Below are 25763 nucleotides of genomic sequence, written 5' to 3' on the forward strand. Positions count from 1 at the left end.
CGTCAGATGGACACTGGCACCATTGTTCCCTGCAGGATGGCAATCAGCGTGGCGTTGCCGTCTTTCAGGGCGTGAACCTCCGCGCTCACGACAATCAGCCGACGACCGGGTTTGACCACCCGCCCGGTCGCGCGCAACCTGTCACCCTGGGCGGGCGCGAGCAGATTGATCTTGATCTCCGCCGTGACGACCTCGTTTTCGATGGGCAGAGTGGTCAGCGCGGCATAACCCGCGGCACTGTCACCAATGGAAAAGGTCAGCCCGGCGTGGCCGAACCCCTGCTGTTGACGGACGCCGGGCAGGATGGGTGCGGTGATCACGATCTCGCCCGCCGCGATACTGTCGAGCTGCGCCCCCAGCGTGGTCATCATGCTTTGTGCGCTGAAACTGTCGCGAATTCGCGTCCTGACGATGTCATCCATGTCGGTCATTTCTGTCGTGGCATTGGCACGCAAGTGGGCACTGGTCCGGTCAAAATGGCAAGCGCTTTTGGGTCCATCAAGCGTGCCAAGGCTGCATCGTCGCTCCGCAGGCCGCCCGTGTACGTGCCAAAGGCCGGCAAGATCAACCGGCTGTCGTCACATAGAAAAGCAGGTCTCGAGATGCGCCTGCCACGCGCCTGCACATGCGCTTTGGGGTGGTAGTGGCCAGATACCTCGGCCGTGGCTGCCGGATGTGAGATATGCCGAAAGGTCAGTGGTCCGATCACGGTGTCCTGCACGTGGTCACCACCAAATCCGATGGGGCCGGGGTCGTGATTGCCCTCGATCCAGATCCAGCGGCGTCCGGCTTGCAACCGGGTGATCCACAACCGTTCCTCCTCTGGCAGGGCACTGGCTGCGGCCAGGTCATCAAAACTGTCGCCAAGGCAGATCACCACACGGGCATTTGTCGCGGCCAGATCCGCGGACAACCGGTTGAGCGTGTCGCGGGTTTCATAGGGCGGCAGGGATTGCCCGCTGCGGCGGGCGACCCGCTCGGACTTTCCCAGATGCAGGTCCGAGACACACAGCAACGCTTCATCCGGCCACCACAAAGCCCCCGAACCCAGTGCCTTGAGGGATGCGCCAGCGAAGGAAAAGTCATGAGAGTTCATGATTTGTTCATCGCCCATCCAAAGGACAAGATCAAGCGGTTCAATACCCCATGCGCCAGCGCGGGTTGCCCGGCTGTTGTGGCGTGATGTCCGCAATGCCCGCGCTGTCCATGAGGCGTGCGGCCTCGTCGGCCAGCAGCTTTTCCTCTGCCGTGCCTTTCACCGGCACGCGCCCCATCTCTAGGAACATAGGCGCAGCCAGGGGGCTGACGCGCGTCAGCACAAGGTGATCGATGCGGCCTTCGATGCGGTTCACCATTTCCTCGATCCGGCCAAAATCGACCAGCCCGCGCAGCGCCTCTTCGCGCGTGATGTCCAGTAGGAGATGATCGGGGTCATACTTGTGCAAAGTGTCGTAGAGAATATCTGAGCTGAATGTCGCCTGACGTCCCGATTTCCGCGCCGACGGTGTGTTGCGCTGAATGAGGCCGGCTATGGTGGCGCTGGCCCGAAATGTGCGCTTCATTACGGCGTTCCCCGCCAGCCACGTCTCCAGCCCGTCCTGCAGCGCGTCGAGTTCAAAGAGCGGCGCCGGGGTGTCGACCCGATTCAACCCCCAGATCAGCGTTGCATAATCCGTTGCCACGAAACCCATCGGGTTCAGGCCCATTTCGTCCATGCGTTTTGTCAACAGCAGACCCAGCGTTTGCTGGCCGTTGCGCCCCGCGAACCCGTAGATCACCGTCTGTTCCCGACCATCATGCGGAAAGCTTTCGATCAGCAAACGGCCGGGTTGCGGCAATTGGCTGACGCGGCGCTGCTGGGCAAGCCAGTCGGCGGTATGGGCGGGAAGTTGCGGCCAGCCGTCCTGCTGAAACATCTCGACGACACGTGCGCTCAGCTGGGTCGAGGTCGCGAATTTCGTACCCATGAAGGTTGCCACCTTGGGTTTTTTGGCGGCGTTCCGGCTGACTTCCACGGTCATGTCACGCAAGCCCTCGTAGCGCACGATCTGGCCACCGATCAAAAACGTATCGCCCGGTGTGAGCGAGGCGGCAAAGCCTTCCTCGATCTCGCCCAGCGGTTTGCCGCCCCGGTTTCGTTTCAGCCGGACCTTCAGCGTGTCGGTGTCCTGAATCGTGCCGATATTCATGCGGATTTTCTGGCTGGCGCGCGGATCGCGCAGCTGCCACAGGCCGTCGGGTCGCTGCTGTAGCCGCTGCCATTGATCATAGGCGCGCAAGGCGTATCCGCCAGTGGCGCAGAATTCCAGACAGGCATCAAAGGCCGCGCGGGACAGCTGCGCATAAGCGCCGACAGTTGTGACCTCCCGGTAGAGGTCACCAGCGTCGAAGGGGCCGGCCGCAGCGGTGATCAGGATATGCTGGCACAGAACATCCCGCGGTCCCGGCCCCCGGGGCTCGCCATCCAACGCGCCCGCGCGCACCGCTTCCAGCGCGGCGACGCATTCCACAACCTCGAAACGGTTAGCTGGCACCAGCAGCGCCTTGGAGGGGGCATTGTAGCGGTGGTTGGCGCGTCCGATCCGCTGCACGAGCCGTTTGACGTTCTTCGGCGCGCCGATCTGGATGACGAGGTCCACATCGCCCCAGTCGATGCCCAGATCCAGACTGCCGGTGCAGACGATGGCCCGCAGTTCGCCGCGCACCATCGCACCCTCGACCCGCTCACGCTGTTGTCGGTCCAAAGAGCCGTGATGGATGCCGATGGGCAGGCTGTCATCATTGGCAAGCCACAGGTTATGAAAGAAAATTTCCGCCTGCGCGCGGGTGTTGTGAAAGATCAGCGTTGTCTTGTGTTTGCGCACCTCCGCCAGGACGGCGGGGATGGAGTAGGCGGCATTTCCACCCGCCCATGGCGGTGCCTCGCGCGTTGTCAGCATCGAGATGTCAGGTGCGGGCCCCGGATCGGCCAGAAGAATTGAGCAGGGGTCGGGGTGGCGCGCCAGCAGGTGGGCGATGGCTTGAGGGTCTTCGACCGTTGCCGACAGCCCGACACGGTGCATCTGCGGGCACAGGCTTTGCAACCGCCCGAGCGCCAGCATCAACTGGTCACCGCGCTTGGATTCCGCGAGGGCATGTATCTCGTCCACGACCACCCGCTTGAGGCCTTTGAACATGCGCGGCGCATCTTCGTAAGACGTCAGCAACGCGAGGCTTTCCGGCGTCGTCAGCAGGATGTGGGGCGGATCCGCGCGTTGTCGTTTTTTGCGGCTGGCGGGCGTGTCGCCCGTGCGGTCTTCGATACGGATCGGCAGGCCCATCTCGGTCACGGGTGTCGTCAGGTTGCGCTTTATGTCAGCGGCCAGAGCCTTAAGCGGCGAGATGTAAAGGGTGTGCAACCCGTCGTGCGGATGCGCCGCGAGATCAACCAGCGTTGGCAGAAACGCCGCCAGCGTCTTGCCGCCACCCGTGGGCGCAATAAGCAACAGCGCGGGGGCGTCGGCGCGGTCCAGCATCTGCTGCTGATGGGGATGGATGGACCAGCCCTTTTCAGCAAACCAGTTGTGAAAAAGCTCTGGAAGTGCGCGCATGCGGTGAGTGTAGCGCAGCCTGTGCCGACAGCCAGTGCCAAATGGGACATATGGAGGTGCGAGTGCAACCACACCCTGTCGGCGAAGGCTATCGAGAGCGAGGGAGGTTGGGCCGCCCGTCACCCCGGAAGTGACGAACGGCTACAGGTTGGCGGATGTAGCGTGACCGACCGGTTGCGCCATGTCGCCTCAGCATGTCAGCGGCGACCGGCATCGGATGCTGGTGAGGGGCCAATTGTCCAGATGTCGCGGAGCTCAGGCCGCAACGGTAAAGCGCGCCCGAACGTGCAGCGGGGTTTCGACCTCGTCAATCAATGCGACGGCAAAATCCTCCATGGATATGGCGGAGGTGCCCTCCGGGCTGACCAGAAGAGCATCGTTTCCGCGCCTGTAGTGACCGGTTCGCACCCCGGGTGTCAGCATTGCGGGCGGACAGAGATAGGCCCACGCCGCACGCCCTTCTGACAGACAAAGCTCATATTGCGCCTGGCACGCCCGTGCGATTGGCACGACGCTATCAGGCAGAAAATCGGGCGCTGTCAAAACGGTGTTTCCGCTGTTGTCGGGCATTTTCAGGCTTGCGGCACCGCCAACAATCACGACGCGCTTGGCCGCGTTGGCCGCCGCGTCAAGGATCGACCGGGTGAGGGGAACAAGTGCATCCTCCTGGCCGTCCGGTGGGCGGATCGCGCTGATCGCGACATCATGTTCTGCCATCATCTCTCTGATGACAGCTGTGGCCGCAGCGTCAGCTACCTGCGGTGTTGCACCGTCGGGCAGGGTGGACACCTGCCGTTCATTCCGGACGACACCCGTAACTGCGTGGTGCCGCGACAGTGCCTCTTTCACAACACGGCTGCCGACATCTCCTCTTGCTCCAAACACTATGATCTTCATTCCAAGCTTTCCTTTCATTTGAGTTCTTGTGGATCGCGGGGATGTCCGCGCAATCGTGGCTCCGGTCAGGCGGGTGATGTCCCGTTTTCGAATGTTGGGATCGCCTGCGCCGGGGGCGAAGCCTCAGCCATGCGGATCTCTAAAAGTTGGTATTTAACTTGACATCAAGATAAAGACTTTTAGCTTGATGTCAAGATATATCGGTGACGCTTCTAGATCCTATTGTTTAAGTTGCGTTAAATTTCGCATCGATCGGCGGCCTGCATCTTCTGCCGAAACAGTGCGCAGAAAGGCGATCATATGGCGCGCCGATGGTCTGGGGGTGGGGTGAAGGTCACCTTTCCGGACATTGAGTTGACCGCTGCACATGCCATGTGCCCAGCACGCCGTCAGACTTGGCTGAGCTATTCTGATTCCTGCACGGTCATTAAAACCGATTGTCGGTTTGGCCATCGCGCGCAGGTGTCATGGGCTGGAACGGGTGATGTCCGGTAAGTGGGATGGTTCCCGACATATGCGAGGGCGTGATCGCCTCAGCTTTCTCGCGCACAATGGCCGAGAGGCTGCCCGCACCTCGGTTGTAAAAGTGCGGGCACGACTGAAGGGCGGCATATGGTGGCGCGCGCGGAGGACACACCGCAGGTGTCAGTTTTGGGGGCGTTCATCGGACGCGGGGCTCAACGTGATGCCATCACAGTCCGGCTTGGCGACCGACGAAGGCAAAGGGCAGGTTATTCACCCTGCCGCTCACTTCACGATATGCTCGTCCTTCACGAACATGTTTGCCCAGGCGCGGTCTACCAGATCGGGTGTCATCTGGTACGGGATGCCTTCGAAGTCGCAAATCGAGATCATCTGATCGATCAGGAAGATCGGCTGGTAGTTGGCGTAGATGTTGTCAATTTCCGGGTACTTCACCTTCAGCAGATGCACCAGCGTGGCTTCGTCCAGAGGCATTTTCCGCTTCTTGGCAACCATCGCGAAAATCTTGAGGAAGTTTTCCTGATTGGGGCCATCGATCTTGATCTTGAAGAAGATCCGCCGCAGGGCCGCCTGGTCAAAAATCTCGTTCGGGTGGAAGTTTGTGGAGAAGATCACCAGCGTGTCGAAGGGCACTTCGAATTTCTCACCGGATTGCAGGGCAAGGATATCCTTGCTTTCCTCCAGCGGAACGATCCAGCGGTTCACAAGGCTTTGTGGCGGTTCAGCCTGACGGCCAAGGTCGTCTACGATGAAGATACCGCCGGTGGATTTCAACTGCAGCGGCGCCTGATAGGTCCGCGCGGTCGGATTATACACCAGATCGAGCATATCAAGCGACAATTCACCGCCGGTGATCACGGTAGGGCGTTCACACTTCACGTAGCGCATGTCGAATTTTGTCGCGCGGCGCAGGGAATTGGGGTCGTCTTCCTCGATCGGTACGGCGGCGTGAACGATGGGATCATAGACCGTGATAACCTGACCGGCATATTCAATGGCGCGCGGCACGAAGACATTGTCGCCCAAGGCGTCACGGATACCATTGGAGATAGACGATTTACCATTGCCCGGGGGACCGTACATCAGGATCGACCGACCGGCGGAGACGGCCGGTCCCAACTGGTCCAGCAGCATGTCGGGCAGCACCAGATGGCCCATGGCACCGGTCAGCTGATCCCGGGTGATCTGCATGTTGCGGACGGACTGGCGTTTCACCTGATCACGGTACACATCAAGCGGTACGGGCATCGCGCCGAAGTATTCGGATTGGGCAAGGGCATCGAGGGCGCGCGCCTTGCCCTGTTCCGTCAGCTGGTAGCCCATTTCGTTGCCATTGTTGGCGTTCAGGGTCCCTGTCGCTTCCAGCAGGCGCTGTTCGCGCGCCATATCGACCAGTTCCTGCGTGACGGGAATAGGCAGGCAAATGGCCTTGCTGAGATCGCTTACCATGTCGACATTCTTGCGGAACATCGTTTTCAGCACGATATCGCGCATCATGACGGTGGAAAGCTTCATATCCTCCAGCGTGCGTGGCGGAGGTGGTGCCATGACATTGGCGGTTTGCATGTTCATTGGTCGACCCTCAATAACGACATGTTTCATCAGGCGTGGAACGCCCGTTTAGAATGACGTTAGCGGGTGAAAATGGCGTAAATCAGGCACCTTTAAGGGCACCAAGGATCAGATAGAGCGAAAGTGCCATGCCAAGGGCCAGCCCCATGGGGAACTTCTTCCCCTGGCTCCAGCTTTTCCAATCCGGTGCCAGTTTATGCAAGGGGCTGTAGCGGGCGATACGGTGTGTGACGAAGGCCGCCAAGAGCGAAGCGGCCAACAGCGCCAGCACCAGTCGTAAATCACCTAAGGCGACGTAAGGTGCTGCTGCAGCGATGAATTTCGCGTCTCCGGCTCCCATGGCACCGGCTGCGTTCAGCATGATCCCAAACACCAGCATGATGGCCAGCTGCACCAGCCGCCACAGGTAAACATCAAGGCTGGGCAGGGCAACCGGACCGACCAAGACAAAGACTGCCGCCAATACCAAAACCGTCTGGTTGGTGATCTTCATGCGCGACAGATCCGTGAAGGCCACGTAGAAACAAAGCGGCAGCACGAAGGGCAAAAACCACCAGGCGGAGTAGGCTGTGATCGCCATGACTGATCAGCCCTCAGGTCTTTGTGTTGAGCGCTTCCAGAGCACGTACCGCAGCTTCAAAGTGCTGAGGGTGCGTATCGATCGCATCGCGCAGGAGGCTCTTACCCACGGTCACATCCCCCTGTTTGATCGCCGACAGCGCCATGGTGTGCAGCAGTTGCGCCCGTTCGGTTTGATCCATCGGTATCACAGGAAGGGTGTAGTCGCCCTGTGCGCCCCGGGCCAGCACGAGATTGTTCTTGGCGGTAAACAGCGAGGGATCCTGCCGGATCGCTTCGCCAAACAGGCGTTCAGCCTCTTTGTAATCGCCACGTGACAGTTTGGAGTAGCCCCAGTTGTTCAGGACACCCGAAGGTTTGGTCGTCAATCCCGTTGCGATTTCGTAAAAGCTGTCGGATTTCGTCCATTCTTCGTTACTGTCTGCCAGCATGGCCTCCAGCCGGTAGCGGTTGAAGGTTTCGTGCGTCGGTGGCAGCGCATCCAGCGTCGCCTCCGCTTTTGCCCAATCACCGGTCCGGATCAGCGCATCCGCCAGCGCTACGCTGTCTTCGGCTTTCGCGCCTTCCATCGTTGTGACCTTTTCCCATGCAGGTGCGGCTTCGGCAAAGCGTTTGGCACGCACAAGCGAATAGGCCAGCCCGCGCTGCAAGTCGATGCGGTCAGGTTTTTCGGCTGTTGAGCGTGTGAAGTGCTTTACCGCTTCGTTGGGGTCCGCCACGGTCAGCATGACATCATTCAGATTGGATTCATCTACGACATTAACGTCCTGAAAGGCCCGTTCAACGGTTTCATCGCCGTCTTTTTCGGCGCAGCCTGCAAGAAGTACTGCACCTGCAAGACAGGCGGACAGGAGATTAGGATGGCGCATGTTGTGCGTCCTTTTGCTGCTCTTACCTCAATTATGGCGTCGGACGTATCAGGAAAGTACTGCTGCCGCGCCGAACCAACTTGTAGTCGTCGGTTTCTATACCCTCTGTAGCAGAATTTTCGGATTTTGCGAGTGCTAAGCGCAAGTTATCCCGGATTGCGACACTTTCGCCATTATCAAGCGCAAAGGCGCGACGGAAAATCTGCTCGGCTTCGACCGTTTTGCCGGCCTCCATGAGGACCACACCCAGGTTGTTCCAGTCTTCGGGCTGCGCGTCCTCGGTTTCTATGGCGCGACGCAGATACCCCTCGGCTTGCCCCAAACGCCCCAGACCAAGGCTGGCGCTGCCAAGACCTGCGAGGATTTCTGCATCGATCTTGCCGCGATCCAGCGCGGCCCGGTTGAAGGCCTTGATGGCCAGTTCGTATTCGCCCGCCGCTATCAGCCTGTGCCCAACCGCGACGCCGTCCACAGCATCGCCGCGCAAATCGACGCCCGGTGCATCAATCTGGCCTTCGGGAACGGAAACGCCGCCTGTGGTACAGGCGGCAAGACCGGTAAGTGTGACGAGGAAGGCAGCGGACGCAAGCGGCCGCCAAAGCCTTTGGTTCATCTGTTAACGCCCATGTTCCCCAGTTGGGTGATGCTGTGTACCGAAGGGCCAACCAGGATGATCAACAACGGCGGCACCGTCAGCATCATAGTGGCAAGGGTCATCTTCGTTGGCAACTTGTTTGCTGCCTCTTCGGCGCGCATCACGCGTTTGTCACGCATTTCGGCCGCGTAGACCCGCAGCGCATCCGCGATCGAGGTACCAAAGGTGGCCGACTGGACCAGAACCGTGACAAAGGACGATACATCCTGCACGCCGCAGCGCTCACCCATGTCGTTCAGAACCGTCACCTTGTCCTTACCGGCCTTCATTTCGTAGGCCACCATGTCAAATTCCTGCGCCAGCGCCGGATAGGAGGCATGAAGCTCTCTGGCGACGCGCACAATGCTCTGGTCGAGTGATTGACCGGCTTCGACACAGACAAGCATCATGTCGAGACTGTCGGGAAAACCGCTTGTGATTTCTTCTTTGCGCATCTCGACGCGGCGAGTCACCCAGTAGGTGGGAAGGTAGTATCCGATTGCACCGGGCACGATGAAATAGATCATCATCTTGTTACTGCTGAAGCCTTCGCCGCCGCCAAGCAGAACAAGATACACGAAAGCGGCGATCAGTCCCAGAATACCCAATGCAAACTGGGCGAAGTGAAAGATGCGCACCGCATCCTTGCTTTGATAGCCAGCCTGACGCAGCTGCAGTTGCTTCTTGCTCAGGGTTGCGACGTCCTTGGGTTCCAGAAAGCTTGCGAACTTCTGCAACTGTTCATTGCGTTCGCCCTGGCGCAGACGCTGCTGGGGTTCCTTGGAAGAGGAGGGCGACTGGACCGACTTTTTCAGCTTCGCCATCGGGTCTTCGGGCTGTTGCAGGATCAAGGTGACCGTGATCACGATCATGATAACCCCGACTGTGCCCAGAATGATCATTGGTCCAAGCGGACCTATCAGATCGACAAGCGTGGCGTTCAGAGAGCTAATGAATTCCATGAGGAGGGTCCTTACACCTTGATGTCGGTCAGAATGCGCATCACCAGCAGGTTCAGCGCCAGCAGAATGCCCACGGTGAAACAGGCGGGAATGAACATCGCGTGATCGCGCACTTCATCGTAGTAATGCGGGTCTGTCACGTTGATCACGATCAGTGCAACGACGGGGAAAGCAGACAGGAACTTGCCGGACCACTTTGCTTCCGCCGTGATCGCTTTCACCCGGCGGAACAGGCGGAACCGGGCGCGGATCACCTTGGCCAGACCGGCGAGAATCTCGGCAAGGTTACCACCCGATGTCTGCTGAATGGTCACCGCAACCGCGAGAAAGCGCAAATCCTGCATGTCCAGGCGCTCCGCCATTTCCTTAAGCGCATCACCGACATCGCGGCCATAGGCTGCTTCGTCCGAAATCATCCCGAATTCGGACGCCAGCGGATCCTGAACTTCCTTGGCGACGATCTGGATCGCGGACGTGAACGGGTGACCAACGCGCAGGGAGCGCACCATGAGCTCAACAGCGTCGGGCAATTGTTCCTCGATCATCGACATGCGCTTGTTCGCCTTTGCGGACACCCACATGTAGACCGCGCCGACACCGATACCCACGGACAGCAAAGCCCGTACGCCAACTTCTGTTTCGGCGCCAACGGTAAGGCCAAGAAAGGCCACACCGGCGAGCAAGGCCATGATCATGATCAGTTGTTTTGGCGTGAATGCGATGGCTGCCTTCTGCGCCTTCTCGCCCAGAAGCGAGTAGAGCGGGATAGACTTGCTTTTCATGTGCTGCTGCATTTCCTTGCGCAGCTTTTCAAGCACTTCTTCGCGACCATTGCCCTTGTCGAGCATTTCCAACCGGCGGTTCACGCGGCTGTTGAGGCTGATAGATTTGCCGAAAGTGACGAGATACAAGCCCTCCACCAGCACAAGCACGCCTATGAAGATCAAGCCGTAAATAATTGGTTCTGCACTCATTTCACTGATCCTTATTCAGCCGCAATCGGCTCGTAGATGGATGGTGGCAGGTCATAGCCCCACATGCGGAAACGCTCCGCGTAGGCAGACCGGACGCCTGTCGCGGTAAAGTGACCGATGATCTTGTTCTCGGGCGTCAGGCCGACCCGCTGGTAGCGAAAGACTTCCTGCATGGAGATGACTTCACCCTCCATACCGGTGATTTCCGTGATCGAGGTCATCCGGCGAGAGCCGTCCTGAAGGCGAGACGCCTGAACGATCAGGTTTACAGCGCTTGAGATCTGCGACCGTACCGCCTTCAGCGGCATCTCGATCCCAGCCATGGCAATCATGTTTTCCAGACGTGACACGCCATCGCGGGCAGAGTTGGCGTGGATCGTGGTCATCGATCCGTCGTGTCCGGTGTTCATCGCCTGCAGCATGTCGATCACTTCTTCGCCGCGGGTCTCCCCGACGATGATCCGGTCAGGACGCATCCGCAGAGCGTTTTTTAGGCAGTCGCGCGGGGATACTTCCCCTTTGCCCTCAACGTTGGGCGGGCGGCTTTCCATCCGGCCCACATGCGTCTGCTGCAGTTGGAGTTCCGCCGTGTCCTCGATCGTCAGGATCCGTTCGGCGTTGTCGATGAAGGATGACAGCGCATTGAGGGTGGTTGTCTTGCCCGAACCGGTACCACCTGAGACGATGATATTCAGACGCGTCGCGACGGCCGCTTGCAAATATGCAGCCATCTCTTCGGTAAATGCGCCGAATTGCACCAGATCATCAATACCCAGCTTGTCTTTTTTAAACTTTCGGATAGAAACAAGCGATCCATCCACAGCTACCGGCGGGACCATCGCGTTAAAGCGCGACCCGTCTTTTAGCCGGGCGTCAACATAGGGGTTGGATTCATCAACACGGCGTCCTACGGCGGATACGATCTTGTCGATGATCCTCAACAGGTGGCGTTCATCCTTGAACGTGATGTCCGTCAGTTCCAGCTTGCCCGACCGTTCTACAAAGATCTGTTGCGGTCCGTTCACCAGAATATCGTTGACGGTTTCGTCTTTCAGCAAGGTCTCCAGCGGGCCCAGGCCGGTCACCTCGTCATAGAGCTCCGACGTCAGGTTCTGGCGGTCTTCGCGGTTCAGAACAATGCTGCGTTCTTCAAGAAATTCGCTGGAAATTGCGCTGATTTCCTGACGCAGATCCTGCTCCGTTGCATGTTCCAGCGCGGAGAGGTTGAGGTTGTCGAGCAGCACGCGGTGCAGATCGAGCTTGATCTCGCCCATCCGTTCCTTGCGCTTGCGCTCCTTATCCATTGGCGTCACCTGGGCTGCAGCTTTCTGCGGCGCTTTTCGCGTCACAGAAGGTGCTGCGGGCGCGGCGGGGGTCGCCTTAGCGGCCTCTGCTGGCGGCTTGGCTGATGGTTTCTTGTACTTGGAGAACATGCGCTCTTTCCTTTGCCGGATCAGGCCGCTTTAACGTCGTTGGTGTTTAACTCGTGAATGGAATTCGCCAGCTTCGCGATCTCGCGCCTCAGCGGGTTCTTGGGGGCAGATATTGCCAGCGGCAGACCGTGGTCTGCGCCTTGCGTGATGGGCTTGCCACCATCCGGCATGTGCACGTCAATCGAGATGCCAAGGCTTTCCGCCATGCGTTTGACGCGGCTTTTTCCATTAAGGTCGGTGAACTTGGGCGCCCGGTTCATCACGTAGCGCAGCTTTTCGACGGGTAACTCTTCGGATTGCAAGGCACGCTTGAAGCGCAGGGTGTTCTGCGCGCAGCGCATGTCGAGCTCTACGGTCGCGAAGTAGACATGTGCGGCATTCAGCACGGCCTCGGACCAGCTGACCAGCGTGGATGGCATGTCGATAACAACATAGTCGAAATGGCGTCGCGCCATTTCAAGAATGCGGTTGACGTCCTCTGCGCCGATGATGTCCAGCGGCAGCATTTCCATCGGGGCGGTCAGAACCTGCAGATTTTCCTGAAACGTCAGCAGACACTGGCCAAAAATCTCGTCGTCCATCCCTTCGGTATCCGACAACATGTCATAAACGACTTCGCGGCGGGGCAGATCAAGGAAGGTTGCAACCGCGCCATACTGAAAGTCGAGATCCAGCATGCACACGCTCGGGCTGTCCTCTTTCCCGGCGGTTGCCAGTTCCCACGCAAGGTTGACGCCAAGCGTGGTTGCGCCGGTGCCGCCGGCCAATCCGTGCACAACGATTACCGCGCCTTCCTTCTGGCTGTCAGACTGCAGTGTCGGGGCGGCCGACGCGGCGGGCAGGGCGGCATCCGCCGCGCGCACACGCTCAATGGCTTCGCCCAGTTCATTTTCCGGAAGCGGGTAGGGCACGAATTCGTCCGCGCCCTGCCGCAGAAGAGAATGCAGGGACGCCGGCGTGACGTCTTCTGCGATCAGAATTACCTTGATGTTGCGCGCCTTGGCCTGGGTTATGATCTCTCCCATCAGCGCGAGGTTGTCTTCATCGGATTCGTCGATCGCAAGAGCAATGAATTCAAGTGCCTGCGATTCAGGCTGTTCAAAAAACGCCAAGGCTTCGGCAAACCCGAGATCACCCCAGCTCTCGCCCAGGGCGAGCTCCATGTCTTCGATCAGCAGATCAAAGTTCTGAACATCGCGACTGACCGTGCAGGCGACGATAAGTGATGTATCTGGTTGCGGCATGGTGCTCATTGCCTCGTCTTCCTTTTTGTTCAAGGGCGAAGCAGAGCAGGCGAGGTCTGTTTTGTTTTGATACCCCGGCGTCCCCTGCGACCGCCCATGCCCGGCAGCTTTGGCCGGACATAAATGTCCCATTAAAGGGAAAGTCGCAGTGAACTTGGGCGAGATTAGGGCTTAATCCGCCCAATTGTTGGGTATCTCGACACAATAACCGTGTTTAGGGGCGGATTTGTAGAGTAGAGCCTGACGGCTCTACTCGGCGGTTGCTTCTTCTACAGTTGTCTTCTGGGACGCGCTGCCAACGTAGTCACGATAGATGATACGCGCGTATTTTCCGTCCAGGCGGCCATCGCAATGCACCCGGAATACCGGTTGCGCCACAGTGCTGGCAGGGTCGAGCACAACAAGCGGGTCGGAGGGTGATCCGCCGACCTTGCTGCCGCCCGCGCCTGCAACACCGCTGGGGTTGCAGACCTGCGCCATCATGTTGATCATGGTTGCATTGCCGAATTCGCCAGAATCGATCTGGATACCGGCTTCGCGAAACCACTGGCCGCCGCTGCCTTGTTCACCGCAGGCTGCAAGCGCCGTGAGGCCTACCGTCAGGGCGAGTGTGCGTGTGGTCCGTGTTGTAAGGCTTTGCATCCTATCACTCCATCACATAGCCGTAGGAACCGCTGAAGTCCTGTTTCGCGACTTCGCCGGCTGCACCTTTGCGGGGCGCATTGGCATTTCTAACTGTGCGGCCAAACAGGAAGAGATCCTGTTCGGTTGGCGGTTTGATCCGATCCGTGGGCAAGGCCAGCGCTTCGCCCCGGGTCGGTGTCACCAGATGAGCCGTGATGATGATCACAAGCTCTGTCTGGCTGCGCTGGTAATCGGCGCTGCGGAAGAGAGCGCCCAAAACCGGCACATCGCCGATCCATGGCAGCTGCGTTGCCTGGTCAGTGAAGTCATCCTGCAAAAGTCCTGCAATTGCAAAGCTTTCGCCGTCCCGCATCTCGACGGTGGTTGATGCTTCCCGGCGCGAGAACGCGTCCAGAAAAAAGCCGCCGCCAAGGCTGACGCCGTTCGATGGGTCGATCGCCGATACCGCTGCGGAAAGCTGCAGGTTGATGATGTTGCTGTCGACAACGCGGGGGACGAAGTTCAGTTCAACCCCAAACGGTTTGAATTCAACGCTGATCGTATCGTTGTCCTGAGCAACCGGAACCGGGTACTCGCCGCCAGCGAGGAAGTTTGCTTCCTGACCGGAAAGGGCCACTAGGTTGGGTTCCGCCAGCGTGCGCACAGCGCCTTTTGTTTCAAGCGCCTCCAGCAGCAGACCGATCTGGACGGATCCAAGGCTGAAGCCAATGTTGGCCGTGCCCGCGGCTTCCGAGACGCTTGGGAGCGCACCGCCAAGAAGCAGGCCGTTATTCGGGCTGGTTGCGCCCGCGCCGGTGCCCGCTGTTACGTCCGTGCTGCCAATTGCGAGCGAACTGCTCAGGGATTTGGAAACCGTGCGGTTCATTTCGGCAAAACGCACTTTCAGCATTACCTGCTGGATGCCGCCGACGCTCATGAGGTTGGACACCCGGTCAGGGGCGTAGCGTTGCGCCAGATCCAGTGCTTTCTGGAGTTTCTGACTGCTGGACACCGTGCCGGAAAGCACGATACCGTCGTTCGCCGTACGCACTTCAACATTCTCGCCCGGCAGGATTTGCCCGAGGCGCTCTTTGAACTCGGTAACATCCGGTGCAACGCGGACTTCCACATTTGTGATCAACTGCCCGGTTGCGTCGAGCAGTGTCAACGTTGTCATCCCGGGGGTCTTGCCCAGAACGTAGATGCTGCGATCCGACAGTGACGAGATATCCGCGATGCCGGGATTGGCAATGCTCAACTCGGCAAAGGGGATTTCGCTTTCAACGACAACCGCGCGGTTCATTGGAACCGCGAGTGTTCGATTTGTGCCCTTGGTGACCACACGCAAGGTTTCTGCCTGCGCCGTTACCGGCGTAAACACAGCCAGCGGCGACGCGCTAAGTGTCAGCCCCAAGAGGGCCGCCTTCAACATTCCATCAATTTTCATGTGACCTGCCCTTTTTGATCACGCCTCGGTTCCGGGTCTTAGTGCCCGCATGCGCCGCAGTTTGCGTTGGTTTTGATTTTTTTGCAAGAATCAATGACTTCTGCTCTTGCGTTTATGTGGATAAATGGCAACAGGCTGAAATAGGGAAAGGCGTCGCGAGATCCGCGACGCCTTTGTAATGTGTTGGTTTTGTTTAGTTTGTGCAGGGAATTGGCACGGCCACGATCTCGGCGCCCCGGCGCGTTCTGATGGTGCAAACGCGGCGTTTCTTGGCGACGGCACGAGGTGCCGCCTGTTCCAGACCGAGCAACGAGACCTGATCGACTTCGATTTCAGACAGAACCGTGTCGTCCCCCGCGCCAACCAGCGACAAAGACAAACTGCCCGTCGATTGTGCCTGGGCGAGTGCGGCAACCTGCTCGGGATCTACTGCAACTGTCACCGTACGGGCGATGCGCGCGCCATTGATCGTTTCGTCGTTCTGGTCAACCGCGATCAGGCGCACGGCGGATTCGATCAGCTTGGTGACGTCTTCGCGGCCTTCGCCCACATTGATTGCGCCCGACCAGTAGATGTCGACGCGGTCACCAGGACGCAGGAAGCCCGAAACCCCGGTCGCCACGTCCACACGGATCGCAAAGGCGCGCATACCTTTTTCCAGCCGTGTGGTCAGGCCGATGTCTTCACCCGGTTCAGTGATCTTCACCTTAAGAAGCGCTTCGTCTTTTTCCATCGGACGCACGATGAGGCGTTCCTCTTCGACACCTTCGGGGAAGAGAACCGCGATGTCGCCAAACGTACCCTCCGGAATGGCCGTCTTGGGCCATTTCACCGCGCGCACATCTTTTTTCTTCAGAACGTCGCCGTATTTCAAGCTGCGGGATGCCACGTAGACCGTTTGCGTTGGCACGATCGCGCTTTCATTGGCTTTCGCCCGGGCCAGTTCGGCCTGGTACTGTCCGATGTAGTTCTTGGCCATGTAAACGGCGCCGCCAGCAAGCGCTAAGCCGGCCAAGAGCACCAATCCGAATACAGTACGCATGTTGTCACCTCGTTGTTCCTATCAGCCCCAATGGAAGAGCGCGCTAATTCCCAGCCTTGATGTCAGCCGATTGTGGCAATTTGACGATTAACACATGGCCAGAGCGCGACTTTTTCTCTGATATCGCAACAATTGGAACTTCCTTCGGGAAGGTGCTGCAGGCGTAGTTCGGTCGGTGGCTGTCAACAACCTTCGCCTGATGAAACGGAATGAGCTGCCCCCGGCAGAACGAGGACAGCTCGAGTGTTTGCAAAGTGGATTGATACTACTCAGATGCGCCGATTTCACCGACCACTTGCGTGTTCAGGAAATCTTCTGTGCGGTCCGTTAGATCGGAAGATCCACCCCGAAGTTCGATCACCAACGCTGTCGACAAACCTACAACAGCGGCAGTTAAGACTACCCAGTCAACAGTAACAGCCCCGGCCTCATCGTCTTTGAAATTTCTAAAAGCGCGCAGCATGTGTGAACTTTCATTTGAGGAACCTTGGTTCGGTCCGGGAAAAAAGGGCCGCATTTCAGCGAATGAAAGCGGCCCTGACTTCAAAGCATCAGGTGGAAGTATTAGGAGCCTGTGCCGTCGCCTGTGCCGTCGCCGGTGCCAGTGCCGTCGCCTGTGCCGTCGCCAGTGCCGCCACTGCCGATCGAACCAACAGTCTGCTCACCGAGGAAAGTCTCAGTTGCTTCTGTCAGGCCGGTCGCGCCATCTTCGATCGACTGGTATGCGGCAATCGCCAGGCCAACAACAGCAGCTGTCAGCACAACCCAGTCAACGGTCACGGCACCGTCTTCGTCTTTACGGAAGTTCTTGATAAATTTCATCATTGTATGTCCCTCCAAAGGATCACTTAGATTTTCACTTACTAACCTTGCCGTCCTCAGTGACCGTTTCTCTCGTTTGGGTCCGTCCGACTTGGTATGCAGCCATATAGCCAAGGGATTGGGGCATGATTTTGGCGGCAATTGTGACTTTTGGCGTCTTCCCCCGGAAAATCGGCAGAAAAATCGTAATGAGCTGTTATCAATGAGAAAAAAAATTCTCTGCCGTTTACATTTCATTAAAGTGACCCCCGAATGTGGCAAAATCGCCGCGATCAAGACCCGGAATAGCTGGTCTGGGAGCGATTTCTCTGCGATGCTGCAGGGAAATAACGCAGTAATCAAAGCGACGAGCAGTAATAATGCGTTCCATTCTAGCAGCCGGGCTGATGTCCGCGGTAGTTGCCATGGCATCGGCAGCCGCGGATGAGCCAGACCCCTATCCGACGTTTGCAGCGAAGCGGATTTCCGTTCCGAAGGCAGGTCAGAAGCGCATCCGCGTGCAGATCGACCCAAAGGCGCAGGAGGCGGCCTTGGCGGCTTTGCCCAAACCCACACCCAAGATCCCGGATACATCTGACGTGTCGCCTGAAAAGCCTGTTGGGCGGTACGCGTGGTTCTGGGACAAGGTTTCGCCTTCGATATTCGATTCCGGCCCGGGCCGGTTCCAAGGGGTCATGGATGTCATCATCGGTGCGCGCGATGTGCCGGTACCGCGTTTGCAGCACATGCAGAACATCGCGCAGGCGAACGGGGTGGATATCCTGAAGTCCACGATTGGCACACAGGTGTCACCGGCCCTGGTGCTGGCGGTGATTACGATCGAATCTGCCGGGAAGGCTGACGCGGTAAGCCAGGCGGGGGCTCAGGGTCTGATGCAGCTCATGCCGGATACGGCGGACCGCTTCGGCGTGGAAGACAGCCTTGCCGCGTCAGAGAATATCGCAGGTGGCGTAAAGTACCTTGACTGGCTGATGAGCGAATTTGGCGGCGACCCGGTGTTGGTTCTGGCCGGATACAACGCGGGTGAAGGCTCGGTTAGGACCTACGCGGGCGTGCCACCTTTCGCGGAAACCCGGGATTACGTGCCCAAGGTGCTGGCGGCATTTCAGGTGGCGCGTGGCCTGTGCCTGACCCCGCCGGAGCTCATTACCGATGGGTGCGTGTTCGCCGCGTTGAACTAAACGTTGAACACATCTGCCCATTCCGGGTGCCGCTGCCGCTGTGCATTTACAAAGGGGCAGAGCGGGACAATCCGCACACCTTCGGCCCGCGCATCCTCCACCAGTCTTGTGACAAGGGCGAGGCCCGCACCCGTGGAGCGCAGCGCCTCCGGCACCCCGGTGTGATCGGCGATGATGCTGGTGGGGGAGAGGATCGAATAGGTCAGCTCCGCTTCCTGCCCGTCCCTTTTCAGCAGGTAACGGCCTTTCGATCCGTCGACGTGGCGGGTGATCTCGGCATCAGCAGACACGTCTTGTCCCGGCGGCGGTCCGCAGGCCCGACCGGGAGACCTGATGAGCGATCCCCCGTTCGCCTGGCACAGCATTCGGCGCGCCGGGCTTCATAACAAACCTGTCCGGAACGCAGGAAGCAGTCGCTGGCGCGGCATCAGGGTCACCGGGTTTCGGATCCACGACACGGCCGCGCTACTCCGCGAGCGACGCACCTGCGGGCACGTCGATTGCGATGAAACTGCCCGCAGCGCCGCGGCTCAGTTGCAGCGTCCCTTCCAGACCTTCAATCAGCCCACTGATCATGCGCCCGCCCACCGAACCGGTGTCCGGCCATCTCATGAAGCTGGGAATGCCCAGACCGTCGTCGGAGACGGTCAGGCGCAAACCGCCCGCGCTCAGCTGCGACATGCGCACCTCAATCAGGCCGGTCTCGATACGGTCAAAGGCATGCTGATAGGCATTGGCCAAAAGCTCGGACGCGACAAGCCCCACGCGGGAGGCCGTTTCGATCGGCACATCCACTGGATCGATCTGAAGGTTCAACCGAATGCCGGATCGCCCATATGCATGCCCAATGGCGCAGCAGAGCCGGGACAGATAGCTGGCCAAGTGGATGATGTCGCGATTGGATTGCACATCCGACAGCTTCATTTCCTCGTAGAGCAGTTGCAGGGTTTCAATCCGGCGCGTGAGTGCTTCGTATTCCTCCGGCAGTGAAGTCGAGTTCGATTGCTGTCGGATCATGCTGATGATTATCGACATATCGGTTTCAACGCGGTCTTGTATTTCCACAAGTTGGGCGTCTATTTCTTCCGCCGCCGCGCCCATTTGACCGGACTTGAGCTCCTTCTGGATCCCGACGAAATACGTCAGGTGACCACCTTCGTCGGCGAGCGGTGCAACCAGCAGCCGGTTCATGAATGGTTCACCGTTCGCGCGGTAATTCAGAATATCGACCGAGACCGACTCGCGCCGTGAGATACCGTCACGCAGCCTGTCTACAGCGAGCTTGTCGGAACCTTCACCTTGCAGAAAGCGGCAATTCCGCCCGATTACGGAACTGCGGGCGTAGCCAGTCTGTTGCGTAAATGCATGATTCACATAGACGATAGGATTGTCTTCCAAATTCGGGTTGGTCACGACCATCGGCAACTGGGTTTTGGCAAACCCGTCAAAGGACGTATCTTCCTTGAGAATTTCCTGGATCGAATCTGCCATCATTGCCTCCCTCAAGCGGCGCGCGCACTGCGCTGTTCGATACGACTGTCACGAGTTTCCTGGATCAACGGGTGCATCGGGCCCACGGCGGGGTGAGTGCCAACCGGCGCGCCACTGCGCGTCGGGGTCACCATGCCGTTGCGCAACACGCCACCCGGCATATCGGACGCGGGTCCGAAATTCTTTATCATACAGCTTCCTCAGATCCGGTCGGCTCACCGGAATCTCCCCTAGCGTACTCAATCGGTTGGAATGATTGGTCCGACTGTCCACGTTCACGATTAATTTATAGGTCGCAAAAGTTGTTGGTCAAACCAGTTCGAAAAAGAATAGTCCCAAGCTGCACTATTCTGCACAAATGGGAGGAGATCAGGCTTTTTTTGCGGTGGCCTTCTTCTTGGCGGGCGCTTTTTTCTTTGCAGGTGCCTTGCGGCGCCCAGTGCCCTTCTTCGCGGCCTTTTCTTCGATCAGCAGAACGGCGGCGTCCAGGGTAAGATCTTCCGGCGAAGTTTCCTTGGGCAGCGTGGCATTGACCTTGTCCCATTTTACGTAAGGCCCGTATTTGCCTTCCATGATGCTGACAGCCCCTCCCTGATCGGGATGTTCGCCCAGTTCACGAAGGGTTTTTGCCGCGGTTCCACGGCCGCCGCGGCTTGCGACCTTTTCGGCGAGAAGCTGCACAGCGCGGTTCATGCCGACGGTGAAGACCTCTTCAATGCTTTCAAGATTAGCGTTGGTGCCGCCGCGTTCCGATGTGCTGGCAGCGTGTTTGAGGTAGGGGCCGTAGCGACCGATATTGGACCAGACCATGACACCATCTTCCGGATGCGGGCCCAGTTCGCGGGGTAGAGACAGCAGTCTGACGGCTTGCGGCAGATCCACATCCTCGGGGGGCCATTCCTTTGGAATCGATTGCCGCGGTGGCTTTTTGTTGTCCTCAGTGACTTCGCCGCGCTGAACATATGGACCAAAGCGGCCCTTGTGCACCCATATCTTGTCGCCTGCATCTTCGCCAAGCAGCTTTCCTTCGGGTGGAATCGCGCTGGCCTCGGCCTCCGGGTCCGGCGGGCCAAACGGGCGGGTGTAGCGGCATTCGGGGTAGTTTGAGCAGCCGATGAAGGCCCCACCCGACCGGGCCGTGCGCATGGAGAGCCGGCCAGCGCCACAGTTGGGACAAAGGCGCGGGTCGGTTCCGTCTTCATTGGGCGGGAACAGGTGCGGCTCCAGCACTTCGTTGATTTTTTCCAGCACTTCGGTGATCCGCAGATCGGCGGTCTCGGCGACGGCTGCCGAGAAGTCGCGCCAGAAACGCCGCAGCACCTCTTTGTAGTTGGCGTCCCCCGCGCTCACATCATCGAGCTGGTCTTCCAGATCCGCGGTAAAGCCATAGCCCACGTATTTGCGGAAGTAGTTCTCCAGAAACGCCGTGACCAAGCGTCCCTTGTCTTCGGGGATCAGGCGGTTCTTGTCCTTGCGCACATACTCGCGGTCCTGAATCGTGGTGACGATAGAGGCATAGGTGGAAGGCCGCCCGATCCCGAGTTCCTCCATCTTCTTGACCAGCGTGGCCTCCGTGTAGCGGGGCGGGGGCTGGGTGAAATGCTGCTCCGGCGTGACGGCGCGCTTGTCCATCTTGTCACCTTGGTCGATCTGGGGCAGGCGCTTGTCGTCCTCATCCACCACATCGTCGCGGCCCTCCTCATAAACCCGCAGGAACCCATCAAAGAGCACCACCTGACCGGTGGCGCGCAGAATGACCTGGCCATCTGTGCTGCCCACATCCACGGTCGTCCGTTCCATCCGCGCGGCTTCCATCTGGCAGGCCAGCGTGCGTTTCCAGATCAGGTCGTAGAGCTTGCGCTGATCCGCGTCGGAGGTCTTCAGATCCTCCGCCTTGGTCATCATATCGGTGGGGCGCACGCATTCGTGGGCCTCCTGCGCGTTCTTGGCCTTGTTCTTGTACATCCGCGGGCTGCCGGGCACGTAGTCCTTGCCATAAAGCGTCTCGATCGCGTCGCGGGCGGCCTGCACCGCCTCGGGCGCCATGTCGATGCCGTCGGTCCGCATATACGTAATGTAGCCTGCCTCATAAAGCCGCTGTGCTGTGGACATGGTCTGGCGCGCGCCCATGCCGAACTTGCGGCTGGCTTCCTGCTGCAGCGTCGAGGTCATGAAGGGGGCGGAGGGATTGCGGTTCGCCGGTTTGGCCTCCACCGACGTGACGCTCAGGTCGCGGCTGCTGATCGCCTGCACCGCCATTTCGGCCTGTGTCTGATTCTCGATGTCGAACTTGTCGAGCTTCTTGCCCGCCAGAACGGTAAGCCGTGCCTCGAACTCCTGACCCCGCGGGGTCGCAAGCATCGCCTTAACCGACCAGTATTCGCGGTTGCGAAACGCCTCGATTTCCATCTCGCGTTCGACAATGAGGCGCAGGGTCACCGATTGCACCCGCCCGGCAGACCGCGCCCCGGGCAGTTTGCGCCAGAGCACCGGGCTGAGGTTGAACCCCACGAGATAATCCAGCGCGCGGCGGGCAAGATATGCCTCCACCAGCGGCATGTCGACCTCGCGCGGGTTCGCCATTGCCTCTGTCACCGCCTTTTTCGTGATCTGGTTGAAGACCACGCGGCTGACCGGCGTATCCTTCTTGATCGACTTGCGTTTGGTCAGTGCTTCCTGCAGGTGCCAGCTGATCGCCTCGCCTTCGCGGTCGGGGTCGGTTGCGAGAATGAGTTCATTATCCTCTTTCAGCGCATCGGCAATCGCTTTGACATGTTTTTTGCTGTCGCTGGCGACCTCCCACAGCATCTCAAATTCTTGCTCGGGGTCGACCGATCCATCCTTCGGAGGCAGGTCGCGCACGTGCCCATACGACGCTAAAACGGTGTAGTTGTCCCCCAAATAGGTGTTGATCGTCTTGGCTTTGGCGGGCGATTCGACAACAACTACTGGCATGTACTGCGGCACCTCTGGGTAAAAACGTTTTGTGTCTATGCTCAAGCCAGATGTGCTGTGCAAGCGGATTTTGTCAATCCGCTAGAGTTTGTCGCACCAGTTCCGTGACGTTTGCGGATATTTGCCAGTTGCGCTCGGTGCCGCAAAAATCATAGCCGAGGGCTGGGCTGACGGTGCCGCATCTCCACGTGGTGCTGTGGCATGATAAGTGTATGACAAGAAGCCGATAATTGTGGGTCAGGCGCGTTCGGTACGCGACAAAAGGCCACCAGATCGACGTGTGATGCGCCCCTCCATCTCCAGATCCAGCAACGCGGGCGCCGCATCGGCCGGGGCGATGGCGAGATCGCGGATAAGCTGGTCTTCAGCCACGGGTGACGGGCTGAGACGGGACAGGATCTTGCGGTGCAATGCGGCTGCATCGCGGATCGAGTGTCTGGCTTTGGGAGGGGCCGGTTTCGCTTTTGGCGGCGCCAGCGGCAGTTCCGGCGCGTTACCATGCAGGGGCGTGAGCGCTTCCAGAACATCATCGGCGGAACGCACCAGGGTGGCGCCGTCCCGGATAAGCTGATTGCAGCCCGCGGCCCGGGCGTCAAAAGGGTTTCCAGGCACCGCCAGCACGTCGCGTCCCTGATCAAGCGCGTCGCGCGCCGTGATGAGACTGCCTGACTTGGCCGCGGCTTCTACTACGATCGTGGCCTGGCTGAGACCTGAGATAATGCGGTTTCGGCTGGGGAAATGACGGGCGATGGGTTGCAGACCCATGGGCTGTTCCGACAGGCGCAGGCCGGATTTTGCCAGATCCAGCGCAAGTTCGGTGTTTTCGGCAGGGTAGATCACATCGACACCGCCAGCCTGTACGGCCACGGTACCGGTCGGGAGCGCTGCCAGATGTGCTGCCGCATCGACGCCGCGCGCCAGGCCGGAGACGATGACATAGCCTGCCGCGCCCAGATCGCGGGCCAGCGCCCTCGCCATCCGCGTGCCCAGAGACGACGCGTTGCGCGCCCCGACAAGCGAGATCATGGGGCGCTTCAGCAAGCTCGCATCGCCCAGCACCCATAAAAACGGTGGTGCGTCGTCGATGTCGTTGAGATGTTCGGGATACGCGGACGTGCCCTGCATGATCAGGCGCGCGCCTGCATCGCGTGCGGTATTCAGCTCCGCCTGTACGACCGCTTCTGGGCAGACTTCGTATTTCTGAACGCCGGCGGCACGCGCTACCTCAGGTAGCGCGGCCAGCGCGTTCTGCGCAGTGCCGTGTTCAGTTAGCAGTCGTTTATACGTCGTTACGCCAACCCGGCGGGATCGCAGCAGACGGAGACGGGAGAACTGTTCAGCTTCCGAGGTGGGTGGGAGTGGGGGGTGAGTGGAAGAAGGATTGTAGTCCTTATCAGTCATCCTCGTCTCCGTCCGTTGCAGAATCAGGTTTAAGCCGAGTTGGTTAACAACGCATGAATCAAGCTGGTCTGACGCCCTCGCTATTTTTGGGGAGGAATCGCGCTACGAGGCTGATCCGCCGACAGTCAGACCGCCGATCATCAAGGTGGGCTGACCCACGCCGACCGGCACCCATTGCCCGGCCTTGCCACAGTTCCCCATGCCCGGGTCAAGCGCCATATCGTTTCCGATCGCCCGGATATGCTGCAAGGCCGTTGCCCCGTCACCGATCAGTGTTGCACCTTTGACGGGCGCGCCCACCTTGCCGTTTTCGACCCTGTAGGCCTCGGTACAACTGAACACGAACTTGCCGTTGGTGATGTCGACCTGGCCACCGCCGAACCCGACCGCGTAAATCCCGTCCTCGAGATCGGCAACAATATCCTGTGGATCGGTTGCACCGCCCAGCATGTAGGTGTTTGTCATCCGGGGCATCGGCGCATGGGCATAGCTTTCGCGGCGTCCGTTGCCCGTCGGTGCGACCCCCATCAGACGCGCATTCTGACGATCCTGCATGTAACCTACGAGAATACCGTCCTCGATCAGAACGTTCTTGCCCGACGGCGTACCTTCGTCATCGATCGTGATGGACCCGCGCCTGTCCGGGATCGTGCCGTCATCCAGAACCGTGACGCCCTTGCTGGCGATCCGCTGCCCCATCAGACCGGCAAAGGCAGAAGACCCTTTTCGATTGAAATCACCTTCCAGCCCATGGCCGATGGCCTCATGCAGCAGAATACCGGGCCAGCCTGGCCCCAGCACAACGTCCATCACGCCCGCAGGAGCCGGCACGGCCTCGAGGTTCACACAGGCGATACGCAGCGCTTCCTTGGTCTTCGACTGCCAGTCGGTCGGGTCCAGCAGACCAGCAAGACCCACGCGGCCGCCGCCACCGGCAGAGCCGGATTCGCGCCGCCCGTTCTGCTCGACGATGACCGAGACATTGACGCGCGTCATCGGCCGCACATCGCGCAGCGATCGTCCGTCAGGCCGCAATATCTCCACCTCCTGCAGGCTGGCGGCGATGGTGGCGGAGACCTGAACGACACGTGCATCAAGTCCGCGCGCATACCCGTCGATTTCGCGAAGGGTTTCCACCTTGACCGGAAAGCTTGCGCCGGCAATCGGATCTGCGTCGGTGTATAGGCGTGTATTCGTTGGGGTCGGTGCATCGGCCCAGGTCCCGCCGCCGTCACCGACAGCCAGACGCGCGGTCTCGGCCGCGCGGCGCAAGGCACTTGCCGAGACATCCGTCGAATGCGCATAACCTGCTACCTCTCCGCAGACCGCGCGCAAGCCAAATCCTTCCGACGCATTGTAATTGGCGGTCTTGAGTCTGCCGTCGTCAAAGACCAGGGCTTCCGAGCGCCGACGCTCCAGAAACAGCTCCCCATCATCTGCACCGCTGGTGGCGTCGCGCAGCACATCCAGGGCTTCATCGCGGTCCAGCGCATCGTCAAACGGCTTGAAAGGAGCGTCGGTCATTCGTGATATCCTTAAATGGGGGCGTAAAAGTGCACTCAG

23 protein-coding genes are annotated in these 25763 nt (G+C 59.3%); 1 reads left to right on the forward strand and 22 read right to left on the reverse strand.

Annotated features, from left to right (window positions below; genetic code table 11):
* Nucleotides 1-2: 2 nt before the first annotated feature.
* The 16 genes from KX928_RS07570 to KX928_RS07645 all read right to left on the reverse strand — a co-directional run bounded on the left by KX928_RS07570 (nt 3) and on the right by KX928_RS07645 (nt 17175).
* Nucleotides 3-422 (reverse strand): PaaI family thioesterase, encoded by a 420-nt coding sequence (locus KX928_RS07570; protein ID WP_219500685.1) that lies wholly within the window; start codon nt 420-422, stop codon nt 3-5.
* A gap of 5 nt (nt 423-427) precedes the next feature.
* Nucleotides 428-1096, reverse strand: a complete 669-nt coding sequence (gene pdeM / locus KX928_RS07575; protein WP_219500686.1) for a ligase-associated DNA damage response endonuclease PdeM — start codon at nt 1094-1096, stop codon at nt 428-430.
* A 40-nt stretch (nt 1097-1136) separates the two neighbouring features.
* Entirely contained in the window at nt 1137-3590 is a 2454-nt protein-coding gene (locus tag KX928_RS07580) for a ligase-associated DNA damage response DEXH box helicase (protein WP_219500690.1), read from the reverse strand.
* Between the two features lie 255 nt (nt 3591-3845).
* A complete protein-coding gene (locus KX928_RS07585; protein WP_219500692.1) occupies nt 3846-4487 on the reverse strand; it encodes an NAD(P)-dependent oxidoreductase in 642 nt (213 codons plus the stop codon).
* Nucleotides 4488-5234: 747 nt separating this feature from the next.
* Complete coding sequence (locus tag KX928_RS07590; RefSeq protein ID WP_219500693.1) at nt 5235-6542, reverse strand: DUF8689 domain-containing protein; 1308 nt, start codon at nt 6540-6542, stop codon at nt 5235-5237.
* Between the two features lie 82 nt (nt 6543-6624).
* Entirely contained in the window at nt 6625-7122 is a 498-nt protein-coding gene (locus tag KX928_RS07595) for a prepilin peptidase (protein ID WP_219500695.1), read from the reverse strand.
* 13 nt (nt 7123-7135) lie between these two features.
* Nucleotides 7136-7990, reverse strand: a complete 855-nt coding sequence (locus KX928_RS07600) for a tetratricopeptide repeat protein (protein WP_219500697.1) — start codon at nt 7988-7990, stop codon at nt 7136-7138.
* Between the two features lie 31 nt (nt 7991-8021).
* Nucleotides 8022-8603 (reverse strand): tetratricopeptide repeat protein, encoded by a 582-nt coding sequence (locus KX928_RS07605; RefSeq protein ID WP_219500700.1) that lies wholly within the window; start codon nt 8601-8603, stop codon nt 8022-8024.
* The gene (locus tag KX928_RS07610) at nt 8600-9586 is read right to left on the reverse strand and encodes a type II secretion system F family protein (RefSeq protein WP_219500702.1); all 987 of its coding nucleotides are present in this window, start codon (nt 9584-9586) and stop codon (nt 8600-8602) included. The genes KX928_RS07605 and KX928_RS07610 overlap by 4 nt, the downstream gene beginning before the upstream one ends.
* An 11-nt stretch (nt 9587-9597) precedes the next feature.
* Nucleotides 9598-10560: a type II secretion system F family protein gene (locus KX928_RS07615; protein ID WP_219500712.1), complete on the reverse strand. Its 963-nt coding sequence runs from the start codon at nt 10558-10560 to the stop codon at nt 9598-9600.
* Between the two features lie 11 nt (nt 10561-10571).
* Entirely contained in the window at nt 10572-11993 is a 1422-nt protein-coding gene (locus KX928_RS07620; protein WP_219500714.1) for a TadA family conjugal transfer-associated ATPase, read from the reverse strand.
* A 20-nt stretch (nt 11994-12013) separates the two neighbouring features.
* The gene (locus KX928_RS07625; protein ID WP_257883627.1) at nt 12014-13246 is read right to left on the reverse strand and encodes a CpaE/TadZ family protein; all 1233 of its coding nucleotides are present in this window, start codon (nt 13244-13246) and stop codon (nt 12014-12016) included.
* A 240-nt stretch (nt 13247-13486) separates the two neighbouring features.
* Nucleotides 13487-13879, reverse strand: coding sequence for a hypothetical protein (locus KX928_RS07630; protein ID WP_219500715.1), 393 nt, complete (start codon nt 13877-13879; stop codon nt 13487-13489).
* A 4-nt stretch (nt 13880-13883) separates the two neighbouring features.
* A complete protein-coding gene (locus KX928_RS07635; protein ID WP_219500717.1) occupies nt 13884-15308 on the reverse strand; it encodes a type II and III secretion system protein family protein in 1425 nt (474 codons plus the stop codon).
* Nucleotides 15309-15501: 193 nt separating this feature from the next.
* Nucleotides 15502-16350 carry a Flp pilus assembly protein CpaB gene (gene cpaB / locus KX928_RS07640; protein ID WP_219500719.1) on the reverse strand — a complete coding sequence of 283 codons (849 nt, stop codon included), beginning with the start codon at nt 16348-16350 and terminating at the stop codon, nt 15502-15504.
* A 564-nt stretch (nt 16351-16914) separates the two neighbouring features.
* Complete coding sequence (locus tag KX928_RS07645) at nt 16915-17175, reverse strand: Flp family type IVb pilin (protein ID WP_219502160.1); 261 nt, start codon at nt 17173-17175, stop codon at nt 16915-16917.
* Between the two features lie 356 nt (nt 17176-17531).
* On the opposite strand from KX928_RS07645, the gene KX928_RS07650 reads away from it, so the two are divergent.
* Nucleotides 17532-18353 (forward strand): lytic transglycosylase domain-containing protein, encoded by an 822-nt coding sequence (locus KX928_RS07650; protein ID WP_257883629.1) that lies wholly within the window; start codon nt 17532-17534, stop codon nt 18351-18353.
* Here KX928_RS07650 and KX928_RS07655 read toward each other — a convergent pair.
* From KX928_RS07655 to tldD, 6 genes are all read right to left on the reverse strand, one after another.
* The gene (locus KX928_RS07655) at nt 18350-18643 is read right to left on the reverse strand and encodes a GNAT family N-acetyltransferase (RefSeq protein WP_308342261.1); all 294 of its coding nucleotides are present in this window, start codon (nt 18641-18643) and stop codon (nt 18350-18352) included. The genes KX928_RS07650 and KX928_RS07655 overlap by 4 nt on opposite strands.
* A gap of 175 nt (nt 18644-18818) precedes the next feature.
* Nucleotides 18819-19844: a PAS domain-containing protein gene (locus KX928_RS07660; RefSeq protein ID WP_257883630.1), complete on the reverse strand. Its 1026-nt coding sequence runs from the start codon at nt 19842-19844 to the stop codon at nt 18819-18821.
* A gap of 11 nt (nt 19845-19855) precedes the next feature.
* Nucleotides 19856-20035 (reverse strand): hypothetical protein, encoded by a 180-nt coding sequence (locus KX928_RS07665; protein ID WP_219500723.1) that lies wholly within the window; start codon nt 20033-20035, stop codon nt 19856-19858.
* Nucleotides 20036-20213: 178 nt separating this feature from the next.
* Nucleotides 20214-22799: a type I DNA topoisomerase gene (gene topA / locus KX928_RS07670; RefSeq protein ID WP_219500725.1), complete on the reverse strand. Its 2586-nt coding sequence runs from the start codon at nt 22797-22799 to the stop codon at nt 20214-20216.
* A 237-nt stretch (nt 22800-23036) separates the two neighbouring features.
* Nucleotides 23037-24200 carry a DNA-processing protein DprA gene (dprA, locus tag KX928_RS07675; RefSeq protein WP_219500727.1) on the reverse strand — a complete coding sequence of 388 codons (1164 nt, stop codon included), beginning with the start codon at nt 24198-24200 and terminating at the stop codon, nt 23037-23039.
* Nucleotides 24201-24302: 102 nt separating this feature from the next.
* Entirely contained in the window at nt 24303-25724 is a 1422-nt protein-coding gene (gene tldD, locus KX928_RS07680; protein ID WP_219500728.1) for a metalloprotease TldD, read from the reverse strand.
* Nucleotides 25725-25763: the final 39 nt, after the last annotated feature.

The organism is Roseobacter insulae, from assembly GCF_019375555.1.
In the GTDB taxonomy this organism is placed as follows: domain Bacteria; phylum Pseudomonadota; class Alphaproteobacteria; order Rhodobacterales; family Rhodobacteraceae; genus Roseobacter; species Roseobacter insulae.